Source organism: Paenibacillus sp. USDA918EY (assembly GCF_009870825.1).
Lineage (GTDB): Bacteria > Bacillota > Bacilli > Paenibacillales > Paenibacillaceae > Paenibacillus_AQ > Paenibacillus_AQ albilobatus.
This window is the reverse complement of record NZ_WTWY01000006.1, coordinates 304150-320100: the sequence shown is the minus strand read 5'-3', so window position 1 is coordinate 320100 and position 15951 is coordinate 304150. Positions and strand designations below refer to the sequence as shown.

General features: G+C 56.1%; 15 protein-coding genes. 14 read left to right on the top strand and 1 reads right to left on the bottom strand.

What is annotated here, in order from left to right:
- The first annotated feature begins 40 nt into the window (after nucleotides 1–40).
- The 4 genes from kdpF (at nucleotide 41) to kdpC (ending at nucleotide 4680) form a co-directional block, all read left to right on the top strand.
- Entirely contained in the window at nucleotides 41–118 is a 78-nt protein-coding gene (gene kdpF / locus GQY55_RS32085) for a K(+)-transporting ATPase subunit F (protein ID WP_373309237.1), read from the top strand.
- 62 nt (nucleotides 119–180) lie between these two features.
- Nucleotides 181–1857 carry a potassium-transporting ATPase subunit KdpA gene (kdpA, locus tag GQY55_RS15445; RefSeq protein ID WP_160042756.1) on the top strand — a complete coding sequence of 559 codons (1677 nt, stop codon included), beginning with the start codon at nucleotides 181–183 and terminating at the stop codon, nucleotides 1855–1857.
- A gap of 99 nt (nucleotides 1858–1956) precedes the next feature.
- A complete protein-coding gene (gene kdpB / locus GQY55_RS15440) occupies nucleotides 1957–3987 on the top strand; it encodes a potassium-transporting ATPase subunit KdpB (RefSeq protein WP_160042755.1) in 2031 nt (676 codons plus the stop codon).
- A gap of 78 nt (nucleotides 3988–4065) precedes the next feature.
- Entirely contained in the window at nucleotides 4066–4680 is a 615-nt protein-coding gene (gene kdpC / locus GQY55_RS15435; RefSeq protein ID WP_052147174.1) for a potassium-transporting ATPase subunit KdpC, read from the top strand.
- Nucleotides 4681–4861: 181 nt separating this feature from the next.
- Here kdpC and GQY55_RS15430 read toward each other — a convergent pair whose 3' ends face one another.
- Nucleotides 4862–6178 (bottom strand): Nramp family divalent metal transporter, encoded by a 1317-nt coding sequence (locus tag GQY55_RS15430; RefSeq protein WP_160042754.1) that lies wholly within the window; start codon nucleotides 6176–6178, stop codon nucleotides 4862–4864.
- A gap of 323 nt (nucleotides 6179–6501) precedes the next feature.
- Between GQY55_RS15430 and GQY55_RS15425 the strand changes: the two genes are divergently transcribed.
- The 10 genes from GQY55_RS15425 (at nucleotide 6502) to GQY55_RS15380 (ending at nucleotide 15896) form a co-directional block, all read left to right on the top strand.
- Complete coding sequence (locus GQY55_RS15425) at nucleotides 6502–6780, top strand: hypothetical protein (RefSeq protein ID WP_036713108.1); 279 nt, start codon at nucleotides 6502–6504, stop codon at nucleotides 6778–6780.
- A 122-nt stretch (nucleotides 6781–6902) separates the two neighbouring features.
- The gene (locus GQY55_RS15420) at nucleotides 6903–7325 is read left to right on the top strand and encodes a thiol-disulfide oxidoreductase DCC family protein (protein ID WP_160042753.1); all 423 of its coding nucleotides are present in this window, start codon (nucleotides 6903–6905) and stop codon (nucleotides 7323–7325) included.
- A gap of 340 nt (nucleotides 7326–7665) precedes the next feature.
- Nucleotides 7666–8808 carry a hypothetical protein gene (locus tag GQY55_RS15415; protein WP_160042752.1) on the top strand — a complete coding sequence of 381 codons (1143 nt, stop codon included), beginning with the start codon at nucleotides 7666–7668 and terminating at the stop codon, nucleotides 8806–8808.
- Nucleotides 8801–10048, top strand: a complete 1248-nt coding sequence (locus GQY55_RS15410) for a CpaF family protein (RefSeq protein ID WP_160042751.1) — start codon at nucleotides 8801–8803, stop codon at nucleotides 10046–10048. Before GQY55_RS15415 ends, GQY55_RS15410 begins: the two co-directional genes overlap by 8 nt.
- Nucleotides 10049–10116: 68 nt before the next feature.
- A complete protein-coding gene (locus tag GQY55_RS15405; protein ID WP_373309236.1) occupies nucleotides 10117–10911 on the top strand; it encodes a type II secretion system F family protein in 795 nt (264 codons plus the stop codon).
- Between the two features lie 13 nt (nucleotides 10912–10924).
- Complete coding sequence (locus GQY55_RS15400) at nucleotides 10925–11797, top strand: type II secretion system F family protein (protein WP_160042749.1); 873 nt, start codon at nucleotides 10925–10927, stop codon at nucleotides 11795–11797.
- Nucleotides 11798–11810: 13 nt separating this feature from the next.
- Nucleotides 11811–12005, top strand: a complete 195-nt coding sequence (locus GQY55_RS15395; protein WP_160042748.1) for a Flp1 family type IVb pilin — start codon at nucleotides 11811–11813, stop codon at nucleotides 12003–12005.
- On the top strand, nucleotides 11983–12672 hold the full coding sequence (locus GQY55_RS15390) for a TadE family protein (protein WP_160042747.1): 690 nt from the start codon (nucleotides 11983–11985) through the stop codon (nucleotides 12670–12672). The genes GQY55_RS15395 and GQY55_RS15390 overlap by 23 nt, the downstream gene beginning before the upstream one ends.
- A 19-nt stretch (nucleotides 12673–12691) precedes the next feature.
- Entirely contained in the window at nucleotides 12692–14923 is a 2232-nt protein-coding gene (locus tag GQY55_RS15385) for a hypothetical protein (RefSeq protein WP_160042746.1), read from the top strand.
- Nucleotides 14892–15896, top strand: coding sequence for a TadE/TadG family type IV pilus assembly protein (locus GQY55_RS15380; RefSeq protein ID WP_306434056.1), 1005 nt, complete (start codon nucleotides 14892–14894; stop codon nucleotides 15894–15896). Before GQY55_RS15385 ends, GQY55_RS15380 begins: the two co-directional genes overlap by 32 nt.
- Nucleotides 15897–15951 lie beyond the last annotated feature (55 nt).

Sequence of the window (15951 nt, the reverse complement as noted above, 5' to 3'; positions counted from 1 at the left end):
TGTGGTGCGGCCATATCGTGGACGGGGGAGGAGACGGCAAATGATTGTGGTAATAATGCTGACGGCGTTTGTGTTCATCTACCTGGTGTATGCCCTGATCCATCCGGAACGGTTTTAAAAAAAGGCTGTGCGGGTAAGGCGAAGCCGCCTTCATCCGCGTTTGAAGAGGAGGAAGCGATTTTGGATATGTTGCAGATTGGCATCGTGATCGTGGTGCTGCTGCTATTGGTTAAACCGGTCGGCAGTTACATCTACCACGTTTTTTCTAATGAACCGAATCGGACGGACCGGATTTTCGGTCCCGTGGAAAAGCTTTTTTACGCCATCATCGGCCTTCGGAACCGCTCGGGAATGAGCTGGAAAACATACGCCCTGAGCATGATCGCAACCAACATCGTGTTGGTGGCCGTAAGTTACGCGGTGCTGAGACTGATGGGCGGGCTGCCGGTCAACCCGAACGGGACGGGAAACATGGACGCCAGCTTGTCCTTCAATACCGTCATCAGTTTCATGACCAATACGAACCTGCAGCATTACAGCGGCGAAAGCGGCATGTCGTATTTGGGGCAGATGATCGTTATCACGATGATGATGTTTACTTCGGCCGCATCCGGCTTGGCCGTGGCGATCGCTTTTATTCGGGGCATCACGCGCCGCGAAGGCGGGCTGGGCAACTTTTTCGAGGATTTCATCAAGGCGCATGTCCGGGTGTTCCTGCCGCTGGCCTTGATCGTCACCCTGGTGCTTGTGGGGTTGAAGGTGCCCCAAACGCTTGATCCGACAGTGACCGTCCATACTTTAAGCGGAGCGGTGCAGCATATTGCGATGGGGCCGGTGGCCTCCTTGGAGTCGATCAAACATCTGGGGACGAACGGGGGCGGTTTTTTCGGAGCGAACTCGTCGCATCCGTTTGAAAATCCGAGTCCGCTCACGAATGTCATCGAAATTTTGAGCATGTGGACGATTTCGGCCGCATTGCCGTACACGTTCGGGCGTTTCGCCAACAACCGCAAGCAGGGCTGGATCATCTTTTCGGCCATGATGGTGCTGTTCCTGGCGTTCCTGTCCCTGACGTACGTATCGGAAAAAAGCGGCAACCCGCTGATCAATCAGTTGGGTATCGATGCCTCGCAGGGCAGCATGGAAGGAAAAGAGGTTCGTTTCGGCGTGGCGCAATCCGCCCTGTTCACGGCCGTGACGACCGCGGCGACCACCGGTTCGGTCAACAACATGCATGATACGCTGACCCCGCTCGGCGGACTGGCTCCGCTGGCGGAGATGATGCTGAACGTCGTCTTCGGCGGCAAAGGCGTCGGTCTTGTCAACATGCTGATGTACGCGATATTGGGCGTGTTCATTTGCGGCCTGATGGTCGGGCGGACGCCGGAGTTTCTTGGGAAAAAAATCGAAAGCCGGGAAATGAAGCTGATCGCCGTCGCGATCCTGGCGCATCCGCTGATCATTCTGGCGCCGACGGCGGTTTCGTTTATGACGCATCTCGGCACGGACGCCTTGTCCAATCCGCTGTATCACGGGCTCAGCCAATCGCTGTACGAATATACGTCATCCGCGGCGAACAACGGCTCCGGCTTTGAAGGGCTGGGGGATAACACGGTGTTCTGGAACGTCAGCACGGGGCTCGTCATGCTTCTGGGACGGTATGTATCCATCATCGCGCTGCTGGCGGTGGCGGGCTCGCTGTCCGGCAAGAAGCTCGTTCCCGAATCGATCGGCACCTTCCGGACGGACACGAAGCTGTTTGCCGGCATTTTGGTCGGAACGGTGCTCCTGATCGGGGCGCTGACTTTCCTGCCTGTGCTGGTGCTGGGGCCGATCGCGGAGTTTTTGACGATGTAAGGCCGAATCGGTTGTTTGGAAAATGGACGCGGGAGCGGTTTCGCGGGAAGCATCCCCGTAAAAAGCTCAAAGCGATTGAATAAACGAGGTGGAAAAACCATGGAAGGAAAACGAAAAAGCATGCTGACGGGAAACATCGCAAAGCAGGCGCTGAAGGACAGCTTCATCAAACTGAATCCGGTCGTCATGATGAAAAACCCTGTCATGTTCGTCGTGGAGGTCGGAACGTTCGTCGTCCTGCTGATGGTGCTGTTTCCGGGTTACTTCAATACGACCGGTCGCACCGGCTTTAATTTGGCGGTGTTCCTGATTCTGCTGTTCACGGTCCTGTTCGCCAATTTTGCCGAGGCGCTGGCGGAAGGACGGGGAAAGGCGCAGGCCGACTCCCTGAAAAAGACGAAACAGGAAACGACCGCGAACAAATGCGTCGGTTCCGAAATCAAAGTCGTCAACTCGACGGAGCTGCGCAAGGGCGACGTCGTCGTCGTATCCCAGGGCGAAATGATTCCGGGCGACGGCGAGGTCATCGAAGGGCTCGCGTCGGTCGACGAATCGGCGATCACCGGGGAATCGGCTCCGGTCATGAAGGAAGCGGGCGGCGACTTCAGCTCCGTGACCGGGGGAACCCGGGTCGTGAGCGACCGGATCAAGGTCGTCATCACCAGCGACCCCGGGGAGTCGTTTCTCGATCGGATGATCTCGCTCGTCGAAGGCGCGTCGCGCCAGAAAACGCCGAACGAAATCGCGCTTAATACGCTGCTGACCACGCTGACGCTGATTTTTTTGATCGTGGTCGTCACGTTGGCGCCAATTGCCAAGCATTTGGGCGTTTCGCTGGATATTCCGGTGCTCATTTCTTTGCTTGTCTGCCTGATCCCGACGACGATCGGCGGCCTGCTGTCCGCGATCGGGATCGCCGGGATGGACCGGGTGACGCAGTTCAACGTGCTGGCCATGTCCGGGAAGGCGGTGGAAGCCTCCGGCGACATCAACACGATGATCCTTGATAAAACGGGAACGATCACGTACGGGAACCGGATGGCGAGCGAATTTATCCCGGTTGGGGGAGCGGCGCCGGCCGAAACGGCGTATTGGGCGGCTGTCAGCTCGCTGAAGGACGAGACGCCCGAAGGGCGATCCGTTCTGGAGCTGATGAAAAAGCAGCAGCTTGCTTATGATGCCGAGGTGGCGGCCGGCGGCGAGTTTATTGAATTCAAAGCCGAAACTCGCATGAGCGGCATCGATTTGGTGGACGGGCGGCATGTCCGCAAGGGCGCGGTCGACGCGGTGCGGCAGTGGGTGCTCGCCCAAGGCGGCAGCATTCCGGAGGATTTGGCGGCGAAGTCCGACGCGATTGCGTCGGAAGGCGGCACCCCGCTGGCCGTGGCGGTCGGCAGCCGAATCTACGGTTTGATCCATTTGAAGGATACCGTCAAACCCGGGATGAAGGAACGTTTCGGGCAGCTGCGCCAAATGGGCATCAAAACGATCATGTGCACGGGGGATAACCCGCTCACGGCGGCCACCATCGCCCGCGAAGCCGGCGTCGACGAGTTTATCGCCGAAAGCAAGCCGGAGGACAAAATCGCCGTCATCCGCCGCGAGCAGGCCGAAGGCAAGCTGGTTGCGATGACGGGGGACGGAACAAACGACGCGCCGGCGCTCGCCCAGGCGGACGTCGGGATCGCGATGAACAGCGGCACCGTCGCCGCCAAGGAGGCGGCCAACATGGTCGATTTGGATTCCGACCCGTCCAAAATCATCGAAGTCGTGGCGATCGGCAAGCAGCTGCTGATGACGCGCGGCGCGCTCACGACGTTCAGCATCGCAAACGACGTCGCCAAATATTTCGCGATCATTCCGGCGATGTTTATGGCAGCCATTCCGCAGATGAAGGCGCTGAACGTGATGGGGCTGGGTTCTCCGCTGTCCGCGATCCTCAGCGCGCTTATTTTCAATGCGGTCATCATCCCGCTGCTGATTCCGCTCGCGATGAAAGGGGTCAAATACAAACCGATGAGCTCGGCGCGGCTGCTGAGCCGAAACCTGATGATTTACGGGCTCGGCGGCGTCATCGCCCCGTTTGCCGGCATCAAGCTGATCGATCTGGTCGTGCATCTGTGGATCTGACCATGGAGATTGATTTTTAATGGCAGAGAAAAAAAAGGGAACATTCCTTATCGACGATATGAAAAAGGGTGATATCCAATGAAAACAACGGCGAAATTCGAAGAAATGCCGCACGGCTCCATTTGGATGATGGCGCTGCGCTCCAGCTTGCTGCTGATCATTGTCTGCGGGCTTGCTTATCCGCTGGCCAGCACCGGGCTGGCCCAGCTGATTTTCCCGCATCAAGCCAACGGCAGCATGATCAAGGACAGCTCAGGAAGAACGGTGGGCTCGGAGCTCATCGGACAGACGTTTGCCGATCCATCGTTTTTCCAGGGACGGATCTCCAGCATCGACAATAACGCCGCCGGTTCCGGTTCCAACAACTATGCCCCGTCCAATCCGGAGCTGCTCAAGCGGGTTCAAGCTTCCGTCGCCCGGTGGGAAAAGGAAAATCCGCAGGTTCCGATCGGCAAACTGCCGGTGGACCTGATCACCAATTCCGGCTCGGGGCTTGACCCGCACATCTCGCCTGCGGCCGCCGAGGCGCAAATTCCGCGAATCGGCGCACTCCGGCAGCTTTCCGAGGAGCAGCTGAAGCAGCTGGTCGAAAAAAATACCGAGGGGCGCGACCTGGGCGTGTTCGGCGAAAAGAGAGTGAACGTGCTGAGGCTGAATTTGGCGCTGCAAGAGCTGGCATTAACCAAGAAATAGGTTTCGGAAATAAATCCGGCTGAAAAACCGCAAAAAGAATCCGCCATGGACGTCCCGAAGAAGAGTCCTGGCGGATTTTGTTTGCCGTTGATAGCTTTTATAACTTCTTTAATGCTGAGGGGCTTATGGCACCGGGGAAGCGGTGAGGCGTATGAGGATGAAAGACCAACCGCATCGATCGTCACCCTGCAAAGGTTTGGTAAATAAGAAACGCGTTCAAAACGACGATCACCGCGGACGCGCACCAGGCGAGTATAGCCATCCATGGAGGGTTGGCGAATGTGCCCATGATTTTTTTGTTTCCGGTGAATTGGACGAGCGGAATGACCGCAAACGGGAGCTGGAGCGACAAAATAACCTGGCTTAAGATCAGAAGCTTTTCGGTTCCTTGCTCCCCGGCGACCATCGTGACGATAACGGCGGGAATGACGGCGATCAGCCGCGTAACCAGCCGGCGAAGCCAGGGCGGCAGCTTGATGTCCAGGAAACCCTCCATGACGATTTGCCCGGCCAGCGTGCCCGTCAGCGTCGAGTTTTGCCCGGAGGCGAGCAGCGCAACCCCAAACAAAATGCTTGCGAGCGCGGTCCCGACCAGCGGCGTCAACAAATCATACGCATCGCTGATATCGGCGACTTCCGTCATGCCGGCTTGATGGAAGGTGGCGGCCGAGACGATCAGGATGGCGGCATTGATGAAAAGGGCGAGCGTCAGCGCAATCGCCGAATCCCAAGCGGAGAAGCGGATGGCTTCGCGCTTGCCTTGATCGGAATTCTCATACCGGCGGGTCTGCACGATGGAGGAATGAAGGTACAGGTTATGCGGCATCACCGTGGCTCCGAGAATGGCGATGGCGATATACAGTTTTTCGTGGTCGGCAACCAGATCGGGCGTCGGGATAAAACCTGAAAGGACGCTTTGCATATGGGGTTTGGCCAGCCATAAATCAACGGCAAAACAGGCTCCGATCGTTGCCACAAGCACGATAACCAGCGTTTCGATCGCCCGAAATCCTTGATGCTGCAAAAGCAGAATGAGCAGAACGTCGAGCGCCGTAATCAGCACGCCGTACAGCAGCGGGAGGCCGAACAGCAGCTTCAGGGCGATGGCGGAGCCGACCACCTCGGCCAAATCGCAGGCCGCGATCGCCAATTCGCACAAAATCCACAGCCCGATGGCAACCGGCTTGCTGTATTGGCTGCGGCAGGCCTGCGCCAAGTCATGACCCGTCACGATGCCGAGCTTGCTGGAAAGCGATTGAAGCAGCACCGCCATCAGATTGGAAAAAAGAATGACGGACAGCAGAGAATAACCGAAACGGGAGCCGCCGGCGATATCCGTCGCCCAGTTCCCCGGGTCCATGTAACCGACGGCGACAAGGTAGCCGGGACCGACGAAGGCGAGAAATTTCCGGAATGCCGGGCCTCGATGCGGTACCTCCAGAGAATGGTTAATTTCGGTGAGCGAGGAGCGTTTTTTGGGTTTGGTCCAGCTCTTCATCGGATATCACGCACCTTGTTGCGTTTAGTCTTGTAATTCCGCCGGTTTGCTATTCATTTGAGGGTTCGATCTTTTGGTATAGAGATCCATGGATATGGGCATGCAGGGAGTAAAGCGAAGGCGGGCCTTGCGTGCCGATTTTTGCGAGGCTAAAAATTACCAAAAAGCTTCGCGGCCGGGCGGACCGCATTCCCGCCGGAGTTTCCATATACATGCGGAATATCGGCGGGGGAAGTGACGCAACCTTTTATTGACATGAAGTTTAAAATTCTTTAATATGTCTAGGTACTTGATTCAGAAATTTATATAAACGGGTGATGCATATGTCTTACAGACCAGTGATTGCGAACATGAAGGAAGCCAGCAGCAACGAGCAAAGCGGATTGTACGAATTCATCATGAACCTGGCTGACGGAACAGTGTGCCGCGTGTTCTATAGCCGTTTTCCGGAATGGAAAATGACAAACATCAGCCGGTTGCAAAAAACGCCTTGCCCTGTATGCCGCAAAGATTTTATCTGCAAATGCATCGAGAGCTACAAAGGCGAGCTGGAACAGCAAATCGAAGAAAACCAATGGATCGATAAAGCTTTGGCCAAATAAGCTGTCGAACCGAGATACAGGCGCGGGAAGCTACCCGGGCTTTTTTCTTTTTCGCCAAAAAGGGACGATTCGCTTGATTTCAAGGGGAATACGGAGGATACTAGCTTCAGGAGGTGCCAGACATGGAAACAAAACGCGCGCCTGAAAGCGGCAGCGAAGGCATCGTGCTGGTGGACGGGGTCTGCCATTTATGCCAAGGATTGACGCGTTTCATCATAGAGCGCGACCCTAAAGCGAAGTTCCGCTTTGCTTCCCTGCAATCCGAAATCGGATCCGAACTGTTGACGAAAGGCGGTATGCCCGCGGACGAGATCGATACGGTGGTCCTGATCGAAAACGGCCGCTATTACGTCCGTTCGGCCGCGGTGCTGCGGATTTTCCGTCAGTTAAGGATGCCATGGCCCCTGTTGTGTATATTCGTCATCGTGCCGGCGCCGATCCGGGACCGGCTGTACCGTTACGTCGCCCGCAATCGGTATCGCTGGTTCGGCAAGGAAGAGCAGTGCCTGCTTCCGACGCCCGAGTTGAAGAAACGTTTTCTGTAAGAGTCGGCCGGCCCATTTTACATGAATTGTTGATATTTTACACATTTTGTATTGTTTTTTGCTGCAGAATATGGTAAATTCCTAATGAAGTCAGGTTTGCAAATCGTGAACGAGTTTAATATAGAAGCCGATAACGGAAGCACCGTTTGACAACCGCACGTAGCGGTTGTTAAGCGGTGTTTTTTTGTTTGCCTGATCTTGTTCGCGAAAATGAAGCAAGTGTCGGATATGGGTTTAAGCATTCGGTTAGAGCGACGAAACTTCCGCTATTTGCGGTTTGTCGGCTTTAAACCGCCGCTGGATATTTCTTGGTTTGGAATGGGGGATTGGGAGGCTTATGGTGCCGTATACGGTAGTGCTGGCCGTGAGCGAGCCGGAATATTTGGAGCCGCTGCTTCATTACGTGCATGCAAGCGAATACGGGAGCAAATTGCGGATGGTCGGATTCACGAAGCCGGAGGCTTTTTTGGCATACATGAACGGCGAAAATCGCCCGGATTTGGTCGTCGGGGACCGCGAACTCCTTTCGCCCTGGCTTGAAGGAGGGGGGATCTGTTCTTGGAGGGTGCTTGGCCTAAGCGGCGGAACGCCCCAAGAGGTGGCTAAATATCAGCCGCTTCCGGCGTTATGCGAGGATATGCTGCAGGCTTGCTTCAGGGAAAAGGCGCGTCCCGGATCAACGGTCCAGAAAGGGGAAGGCGCAGTCACGATCGGCTTTGTTTCCGCGGTAGGCGGAAGCGGCAAAACGACGGCTGCGGCCAATATGGCGAAGCAGTTGGGAGGGCTGGGATTATCGGTGTTTTACTTGAACCTGGAGGCGATGAACAGCAGCGCCGTTTTTTCCAGGCCGGACCGGAAAGCGGAGGATGCCCAGGGGCTTCCGAGGCTCCTGTATGAAATGAAGGCGGCCCAGGAAACGAAAAGCGTGGAGGCCGTGCCGATCGGGCCGTTCGCGGTAAGCCATCCGGCGATGAAATGCGATTGGTTTGAGCCTGTTCTGAACCGGAACGAAATCCTTCAGTTGAGCAAAACGGACGTGCTTGGCCTGATCGAACGGATAGCCTGCGCCGGGGGCTATGACGTCGTCATCGCCGACACGGACACCGGAATGAACGAGCGGACGGCCGCCGTCATCGAGGGATGCGGACATTTAATCTGGATGCTGCTGGACGACCGGATCCATATGTACAAAAGCGGGGAGCAGCTGGCCTTTTTGGAGCGAAGCGATCCCGAAGCGTTTGATGCCGCGATGGGCAAAAGCCGGTTTATCGTCAACCGGTTTGTCGGCAGCTTGGCCAATACGCCTCCGGGAATCATTCGGGAAATTGACGGCGTCCTTCCCTACATTCCGTCCTGGAAGCAAAACCATAACGAAGAGCTGCTGCTGAGCTCGCCGATTTTTCAGCGCGACATATTGAAGCTCTGCCGGGCACTGCTTGGCGAGGATTTGGTCAAAGGAAACGGGGTGAAGGCATATGGATGACGAACTGTTCAGGCAGCTGCGCGGGGAGGTCCGTTCCGGGCTGGACGTGACGTCCGCGCTCGACAACGGCGAGCTGATGAAATTCATCGAGAGGACGGTGTTCAGCCGCAGGGAGTTGCTGGAGCTGACCGCGACGGAAAAAAGAAAGCTGATCCGGCGCATTTACGATTCGTTCCGCGGGCTCGACATTTTGCAGCCGCTCGTCGACGATCCGGCGATCACGGAAATTATGGTCAACAGCCATCGGGACATTTTTATTGAACAAAACGGCGAAATATCAAAGCTGCCGCTCGAGTTCGAATCCCAAACGAGGCTGGAGGACATCATCCAGGCGATCGTTTCCGGGGTGAACCGGGTCGTCAATGAATCGTCGCCCATCGTCGATGCAAGGCTGAAGGACGGCTCCCGCGTCAATATCGTCCTGCCGCCGATCGCGCTCAAAGGGCCGACGATGACGATCCGGAAGTTTCCGGAAAAGCCGATGACGATGGAGGATTTGGTGCGGCGGGGGGCGCTCGGCCCGGACGCGTCGCTGTTTTTGCAAAAGCTGGTGGCCGGCAAATACAACATTTTTATCAGCGGGGGAACGGGTTCGGGGAAAACGACCTTTTTGAACGCTTTGTCGCAGTTCATCCCGGCTGACGAACGGGTGATTACGATCGAAGATTCGGCGGAGCTGCAGATCGTGACCGTGCCGAACCTCGTGTCGCTGGAAACGCGAAATGCCAATACGGAAGGGCGGGGTGAAATATCGATCCGCGATCTGATCCGTTCTTCGCTGCGGATGCGGCCAAACCGGATTGTCGTCGGCGAGGTGCGCGGGAGCGAGGCGCTGGATATGCTGCAGGCGATGAACACCGGACATGACGGTTCGTTGTCGACCGGGCATGCCAACAGCACGCGGGATATGATCAGCCGGCTCGAGACGATGGTGCTGAGCGGGGCGGATTTGCCGATCGGGGTCGTTCGTCAGCAGATCGCTTCGGCGATCGATATTTTTGTCCATTTAAGCAGGCTGCGCGACCGGTCGCGGCGGGTTGTGGAAATCAGCGAGGTGGCGGGCATGGAAAACGGCGAGGTCGTTCTTCACCCGCTCTACAGATTCATGGAGACGGGAGAAAAGGATGGCAAAGTAACCGGAGTATTGAAGCCGCAAGAGCCGCTGCAAAACCGGAATAAGCTGAACATGGCCGGGATTCCTTACGATCCGCCGGCGCAGGCGAAGGAGGCTGCCGTATGAAATCGGGACATGTTGCCAAAGGGCGGGACAGCCACGGCGGGGACGCGGTCGGGATCCGCGGCGGGAGCATGCTACGCCGCATGCGCGGCCGCCCCAAGGCTAAGCCGGCCTTGAGGAAGGAGCTGCCCGATTACAGCGTGTACGTGCTTGGCAGGTTTGAGCGGGCGGCGTGCGTCATGTCGGGGGCCCTCGTGTTTTTCGGCATCGGCTACCTCTTTTACCATCAATGGTTTATGGCACTTGTTCTTTCGCTTGGCGGTTTGCTTGTCCCCAAATTTTGGAGGAGACATATGCTTGAGCGCAGACGTGCGGCATTGAAGGTGCATTTTAAGCAGGCCCTTTACTCGCTTTCATCCTCGCTGTCCGCCGGCCGGTCGGTGGAGAACGGGTTTCGGGAGGCGATTTCCGATTTGCGGATGCTGGATCCGGATGCCGAAAACGATTTGATCACCGAATTGTCCATTATTTGCGCGCGTTTGGAATATGGGGAACCGATCGAAGACGCGCTGAGGGATTTCAGCCGCAGGGCGTCCATGGAGGACATTACGAATTTTGCGGATGTCTTCATTACGTGCAAACGGACCGGAGGGGATCTGGTGGAGGTGATCCGCAGAACTTCGTCCATCATCGGCGAAAAACTCGACATTCAGCAGGAAATCGCCGTCCTCGTGGCCCAGAAAAAATTCGAGTCGAAGGCGCTTCTTGCCGCGCCCGTCTTGATGCTGGTATTCATGAACCTGACCTCGGGCGATTACATGACGCCGATGTTCAGCGGCATCGGGATGATCATTTCGACGTTTGCCCTGCTTGGGCTGGCAGGCTGTTTGATTTGGATCGTCAAAATCATGAACATCAACATTTGAGCGGGGTGAGGATATGAAGCTGCTTGCGGTCGTGATGCTGGTTCTGCTGGCGGGAGGTTGGGTGGTGCTGAACCGGATCGGGGGCGCGAAATACCGGAGCGTGACCAAGCTCCGAATGGAGGGGATCCGGCTGAAGAAGCTGGTTCCTCCGATGCTGTTCATTTTGGAACGATTGAAGCTGATGTCCCGGTTCCCGCTGTTTTTCTTCAAAATCCAGCGTTCGATTCAGAAGCTGAACGGGCAGCGCCACAGCGCCGAAATGACGCTGTTGTACGTTGGGGAAATGATGGGTTACAGCTGGCTTTTGCTTGTGACGGGCTGTTTGTTGACGGTCGCCATGGGCGATGCTGCCGGGTTGGCGATCGGCGGGGCGATGGCCGTGCTTCTGCCTGCCGCCATGATCAAGGATATGCACGGCAAGGTCGTCAAACGGGACCATGACATCCTGATGGAGCTTCCGGAGCTGCTGAACAAGATCGTCCTCCTGGTCGGGGCGGGAGAAACGGTCCAGAAAGCGATCATCCGCTGCGTGGAGCAGAAGAAGCATGAAACCGGCCATCCGCTCTACCGCGAGCTGATCAAGATGACGGATGACCTTGAAGGGGGATATTCATTTCAACAATCTTTCGAAAATTTCAGCAAACGCTGCGCGGTGCAGGAGGTTTCGATTTTTACGACCACCGTGCTGCTTAATTTCAGACGGGGCGGCAACGACTTCGCGATGGCGTTGACGGATTTGTCCCGGGTCTTATGGGAAAAGCGGAAGGCCATTACGCGAACGCGGGGAGAACAGGCTTCTTCCAAGCTGATTTTCCCGATGGTCGTCATATTCATGATTGTCATCGTGCTTGTCGGAACCCCTGCGTTTATGATGATGAATTTATAGGAGGAATGAGGCAATGTTGACGTTCGCATGGAGCAAGGCAAAGGATTTTTGGAAGCGGGAAGATGGGCTAGGGATGCTCGAGATGATTTTGATCATCGCGGTCATCATTATTATCGCGCTGTTGTTCAGGAAGGAGCTTCTCCGCATCGTTCAGCGGCTGTTGACGAAAGTGGATAAGAAAAGCGATGAAGTTTTTTCGGACAACTAATCCTCTTAAAAGCAGCGAGGGAAGTTTTACGGTCGAGGCTTCCCTCGTCCTTCCGATCGTCCTGTTTGTCACGATGATCCTCGTATTTTTTTGCCTGTATGTTTATCAGCAGAGCTTCCTGCACCAGACGGCTTCCGCCGTGGCGGAGCGGGCGGCATACAGCTGGGACAACAGCCATAAGCAGGCGGCCACCGGCCGGGTGGCCAAGGGAGAACATGATTCCTTGTATTGGAGACTGAGCGATGACGGGATGCTTGGGACGCTGTTTGGCTGGAGCGGGTTAACGGAGAAAACGGACATCGTCAAGCTTCCCGGAAAAACCGGCGGAAGCGGAGCCCTTCCGATCGTCAAAATGAACCGTTCCGGCAGCATGGTGCCGCCCGAGATGACGGGCGAGATCAGCTACAAGAACACGGTTCTTCAGCGGGCGGTGAGGGTGGACCTCGCCCGGATGCTGACGCTTCCGCCGCTGGACGTCTTGCTCGAAGAAGGATCGGATGCGAAGACTTATGCCAAGTCGGTGGTAGCGGAACCTGTCGAATTCATACGGACCGTGGATCTGATGAGGTATTACGCTTCGAAATTCAAAGGTGGCGGCGACAGCGGCAAAATGGATCAAGGCAGCGTCGGATCGGTGCTGGATCAATTCCGGTCTTCGGGGAAGTAGCGGAAGGAGGTGGGAGCAGGTGTTGGGAAGACAAGGGGAAAACGGTTCGGTTTCCGTGTTTTTGATCATGATCCTTGCCTTTATATTTGCATTTGTCGCTCTTTTTATCGATTACGCCCGCATCGCGGCGATGAAGGTACAAAGCGAGCGGCTGGTGCGCGCCGCGGTTCGTTCCGTCATGTCTTCCTACGATGTGGAGCTGCAGGAGCGTTACGGCTTGTTTGCCTATGGGGAACAAAGCGGGGACCGGATCATGGCGGGGGTATTGAACAGCAGTTTGGAAAAGGGGAAAAGGAGCGACCGGTTTGATCTGCTGCCGATGGAACTGGATACCTCCGGGCTGCAGATGGATCGGATGCTGGGCGATTACGAAATTTTCAACCGCGAAATCGGGGAGGAGATGAAATACAAGGCGCCGATCGATTTTACGCTTGAGCTTACAAGCAAGCTGAAGCCGTTGTCTTCTTCGATGAAAGAAGCGTCCGATACGGTCGACGTGCTGCGGAAGCTGCAAAAGCTGTACGACAAGCGGGAGGCGGCGCTCGACCGGATGCTGGCCAAGCAGAGACAGGCTTCCCAAAGCGCGGGCGGCATCCCCGGAGTTCTTATGGGACTGTATTCCACGTCCATATCGAATGAATCCCTCGGGTCCTCGCGGGTAACGACGGCGGCGGGAATCGCGGCCCAATACGACGATTACGTCAGCAAAGCGAATGAAGACGCGAATCGTAGCGAAGACGAGGAGCCGCAATACGCGGATGAGATCCGAGACTATTTGTCGGACTCGGCGGACGTCATGAAACGGTTCGGCGCCAAACAAAGCTCGGCGGCGGACAGTCACGTCAAGCTGCTGCAGGAGGCGGACCAAGCCTGGGAGGAAGCCTTCGACTTGAATGAAAGAATGAAGGAAGTGATTGCGGCCTCCGAACACCGTGCCGAAAGCGCCGGTTACGACGAGGTGTCGCGGAGCATCATTCCCGGGCAGGCTGCCGAAACGTCCGGGGACGACTCGGCGGCCATCCGCGGATTGCGCGGGCAAACCGACCAGCTGCTGCTGAGCGAGAGTCTGTTCGGCGATTTGAAGCAAGAGATAGGCCGCCAGCGGGATGCATACCGGCGTGTCGACCAGAGCCTTTCCTCGGCCCGCTCGGCTTTGGCGGGCGCGTCGGGGCTTTACGGCAGCTCAAGCGGCATGAAAAGCACAGTTATTGCCGCACGGGGCGACATTGACGGTTATTTGCAAACGTATGCCGAATCGGGTTCAGCCAACAAGCTGGATCAGGAAGCGGCCCTGCTCGAACAGCACCGGGGTTCGGACAAGGAACGGAAGGAAAAGGAAAAGCAAGGCAAAGCCAAGCTGAAAGAGGCCGCGAAGATTTTGGAACGGATCAACGAGTTGGATCAAAAGGCGAAGGGTTATATGGAAGAATATCAAACGGTTCAAACCTACTTCAACGAAAGCATCGCTTTTAATAAGCAGGCCGCCGAAGGGGAGACCCGGGGAGCGGATTTGGACGACGATCCCTATGACGCGGGCAAATCGGCGATGAACGGGATGGACGGGCTGTACGGCGCCTTGGGGGGAATGATGTCCGGCGTCAAGGATGAATTGCTTCAAAATGAATACGCGGCCATGTATTTCAATCATTTCGACATCAGCTGTTTGAAAGAAGCCGCTGCAAATCCGAACGCGGATTTGGGAGACGCCGCCATGAATCAATTAAGCATCCGGAACCAGGAGCTGGAATACATCGTGTACGGGTTCCACAACCCTGTAGGCAACATCTCGGCGGCTTACGCGGAAATTTTCGCGTCCAGGCTGGCCATCCGCACGATGGAAGGGCTTGTGAAAAACAGCGGTCTCGGCCATCCGCTGCTTGTGCTCGCCGCCGCTCTGCTCTACGGCGTCGAAATGGCGATCGCCGACATGATTACGTTGTGTACCACGGGCTCGGTCGAGTTGTCCAGCTACATCAAAGTGAAATTGACCTATCGCGACCATCTTCGCCTTTTTCTGCTGATTCACAGCAACAATGAGAAGAAGATGTCGCGCATGTTGGCGCTGATCCGGTTCAATACGGGAATCAACCCGGCGGAAAGGGCCACGTATGCCTCGGGGGAAGTGAAGATCGGCATGCGGCTTTGGTTTCTTCCCGGCGTAATGAAAATGATCGGGAAAGCCGGGGGTGGTTCGGACGAAGTGGAAGGAAACCGATATTATGCGGTCAAACAAGCGGATTATTCTTACTAGCGGCGGATGGATAAAACGCACGTGGCGCGGGAGCGCCCGATCGGCCCGGGACGAGCAGGGGAGCATGGTCGTCGAAGCATCCCTGGTGATGCCGATGTTTATCTTTTTCGTGCTTTTCCTTATATATATCGTGCAAATGACGTTGGTATCGACCGCGCTGCAAAGCACGGTGTCCGATACGGTAAAAACGGTATCGACCCATATGTACCCGGTTGCTTTGGCCATCGAACGAAAAACGCCCGACAAAGGCGAAGACGGCAAGAAGTCGGCAGGAAGCTGGAGCATCCCGAAGCTTTCTTTATCCGAGTGGGCTTCCCAGTACACGGACACGCTGCCCCCGCCCTTGAACGAATGGATGGCGAACGCGGCCGCCAAGGCCGACGAACCGCTTCAGGATTTGAAAAACCAGGCTGCCGAGGCTGTTCTTGACCCGGTCGTGAAGCCGATTCTAAAGCCATATATGGAAAGCCGGCTGCTCGATTATGAACGAATTCATGTCTCGAATATCCAAATTCCAAACCTTCGGACCCGAACCGATCCTTATTTTGCGATCGAGGTCAGTTACGAGCTGCCGATGAAGGTGCCGTTATTGAACAAAAAAATCGTGCTTCAAGCGAAAGCGCAGGAACGGCTTTGGATCGGGGAAACGGAAGAAGGATCAAACCCAGGGGACGGTGAGGGCTCCGACGGAACCGAAATCGCCATTCTTGAAAAGCCGGACCCGGCTTACGTCGGAAAAAAAGCGAAGGTCCGCGCCAAAATCGAGCCCGGGATGTCGGCCAATCTGGCCGTGTTTTATAAAAGCGGCCAGAGCACGGCGAAATACCTCGGGGACAAACAGGCGGATGCCGAAGGGTATGTCGAATGGGAATGGTTCGTCGGAACGAATACGACGCCCGGCACGTGGCCGTTTGTGATTACTACATCGGACGGCAAAAAGATGGAAGTGATGTTTACGGTCGTCAAAGGATAAACGAAGGGCCGGTTCGTTTGTCCAAGCGGCAAAAGCGGTCTAAATAAAGAGGGGG

Bases quoted from the DNA above. Each gene is read 5' to 3' on its own strand.
- GQY55_RS15420 (WP_160042753.1), top strand. From the start codon at position 6,903: ATGGAAACAAAACGCGCGCCTGAAAGCGGCAGCGAAGGCATCGTGCTG.
- GQY55_RS15400 (WP_160042749.1), top strand. From the start codon at position 10,925: ATGAAGCTGCTTGCGGTCGTGATGCTGGTTCTGCTGGCGGGAGGTTGG.
- GQY55_RS15395 (WP_160042748.1), top strand. From the start codon at position 11,811: ATGTTGACGTTCGCATGGAGCAAGGCAAAGGATTTTTGGAAGCGGGAA.
- GQY55_RS15380 (WP_306434056.1), top strand. From the start codon at position 14,892: ATGCGGTCAAACAAGCGGATTATTCTTACTAGCGGCGGATGGATAAAA.
- GQY55_RS15410 (WP_160042751.1), top strand. From the start codon at position 8,801: ATGGATGACGAACTGTTCAGGCAGCTGCGCGGGGAGGTCCGTTCCGGG.
- GQY55_RS15430 (WP_160042754.1), bottom strand. From the start codon at position 6,178: ATGAAGAGCTGGACCAAACCCAAAAAACGCTCCTCGCTCACCGAAATT.
- kdpB (WP_160042755.1), top strand. From the start codon at position 1,957: ATGGAAGGAAAACGAAAAAGCATGCTGACGGGAAACATCGCAAAGCAG.
- kdpF (WP_373309237.1), top strand. From the start codon at position 41: ATGATTGTGGTAATAATGCTGACGGCGTTTGTGTTCATCTACCTGGTG.
- GQY55_RS15405 (WP_373309236.1), top strand. From the start codon at position 10,117: ATGCTACGCCGCATGCGCGGCCGCCCCAAGGCTAAGCCGGCCTTGAGG.
- GQY55_RS15390 (WP_160042747.1), top strand. From the start codon at position 11,983: ATGAAGTTTTTTCGGACAACTAATCCTCTTAAAAGCAGCGAGGGAAGT.
- GQY55_RS15425 (WP_036713108.1), top strand. From the start codon at position 6,502: ATGTCTTACAGACCAGTGATTGCGAACATGAAGGAAGCCAGCAGCAAC.
- kdpC (WP_052147174.1), top strand. From the start codon at position 4,066: ATGAAAACAACGGCGAAATTCGAAGAAATGCCGCACGGCTCCATTTGG.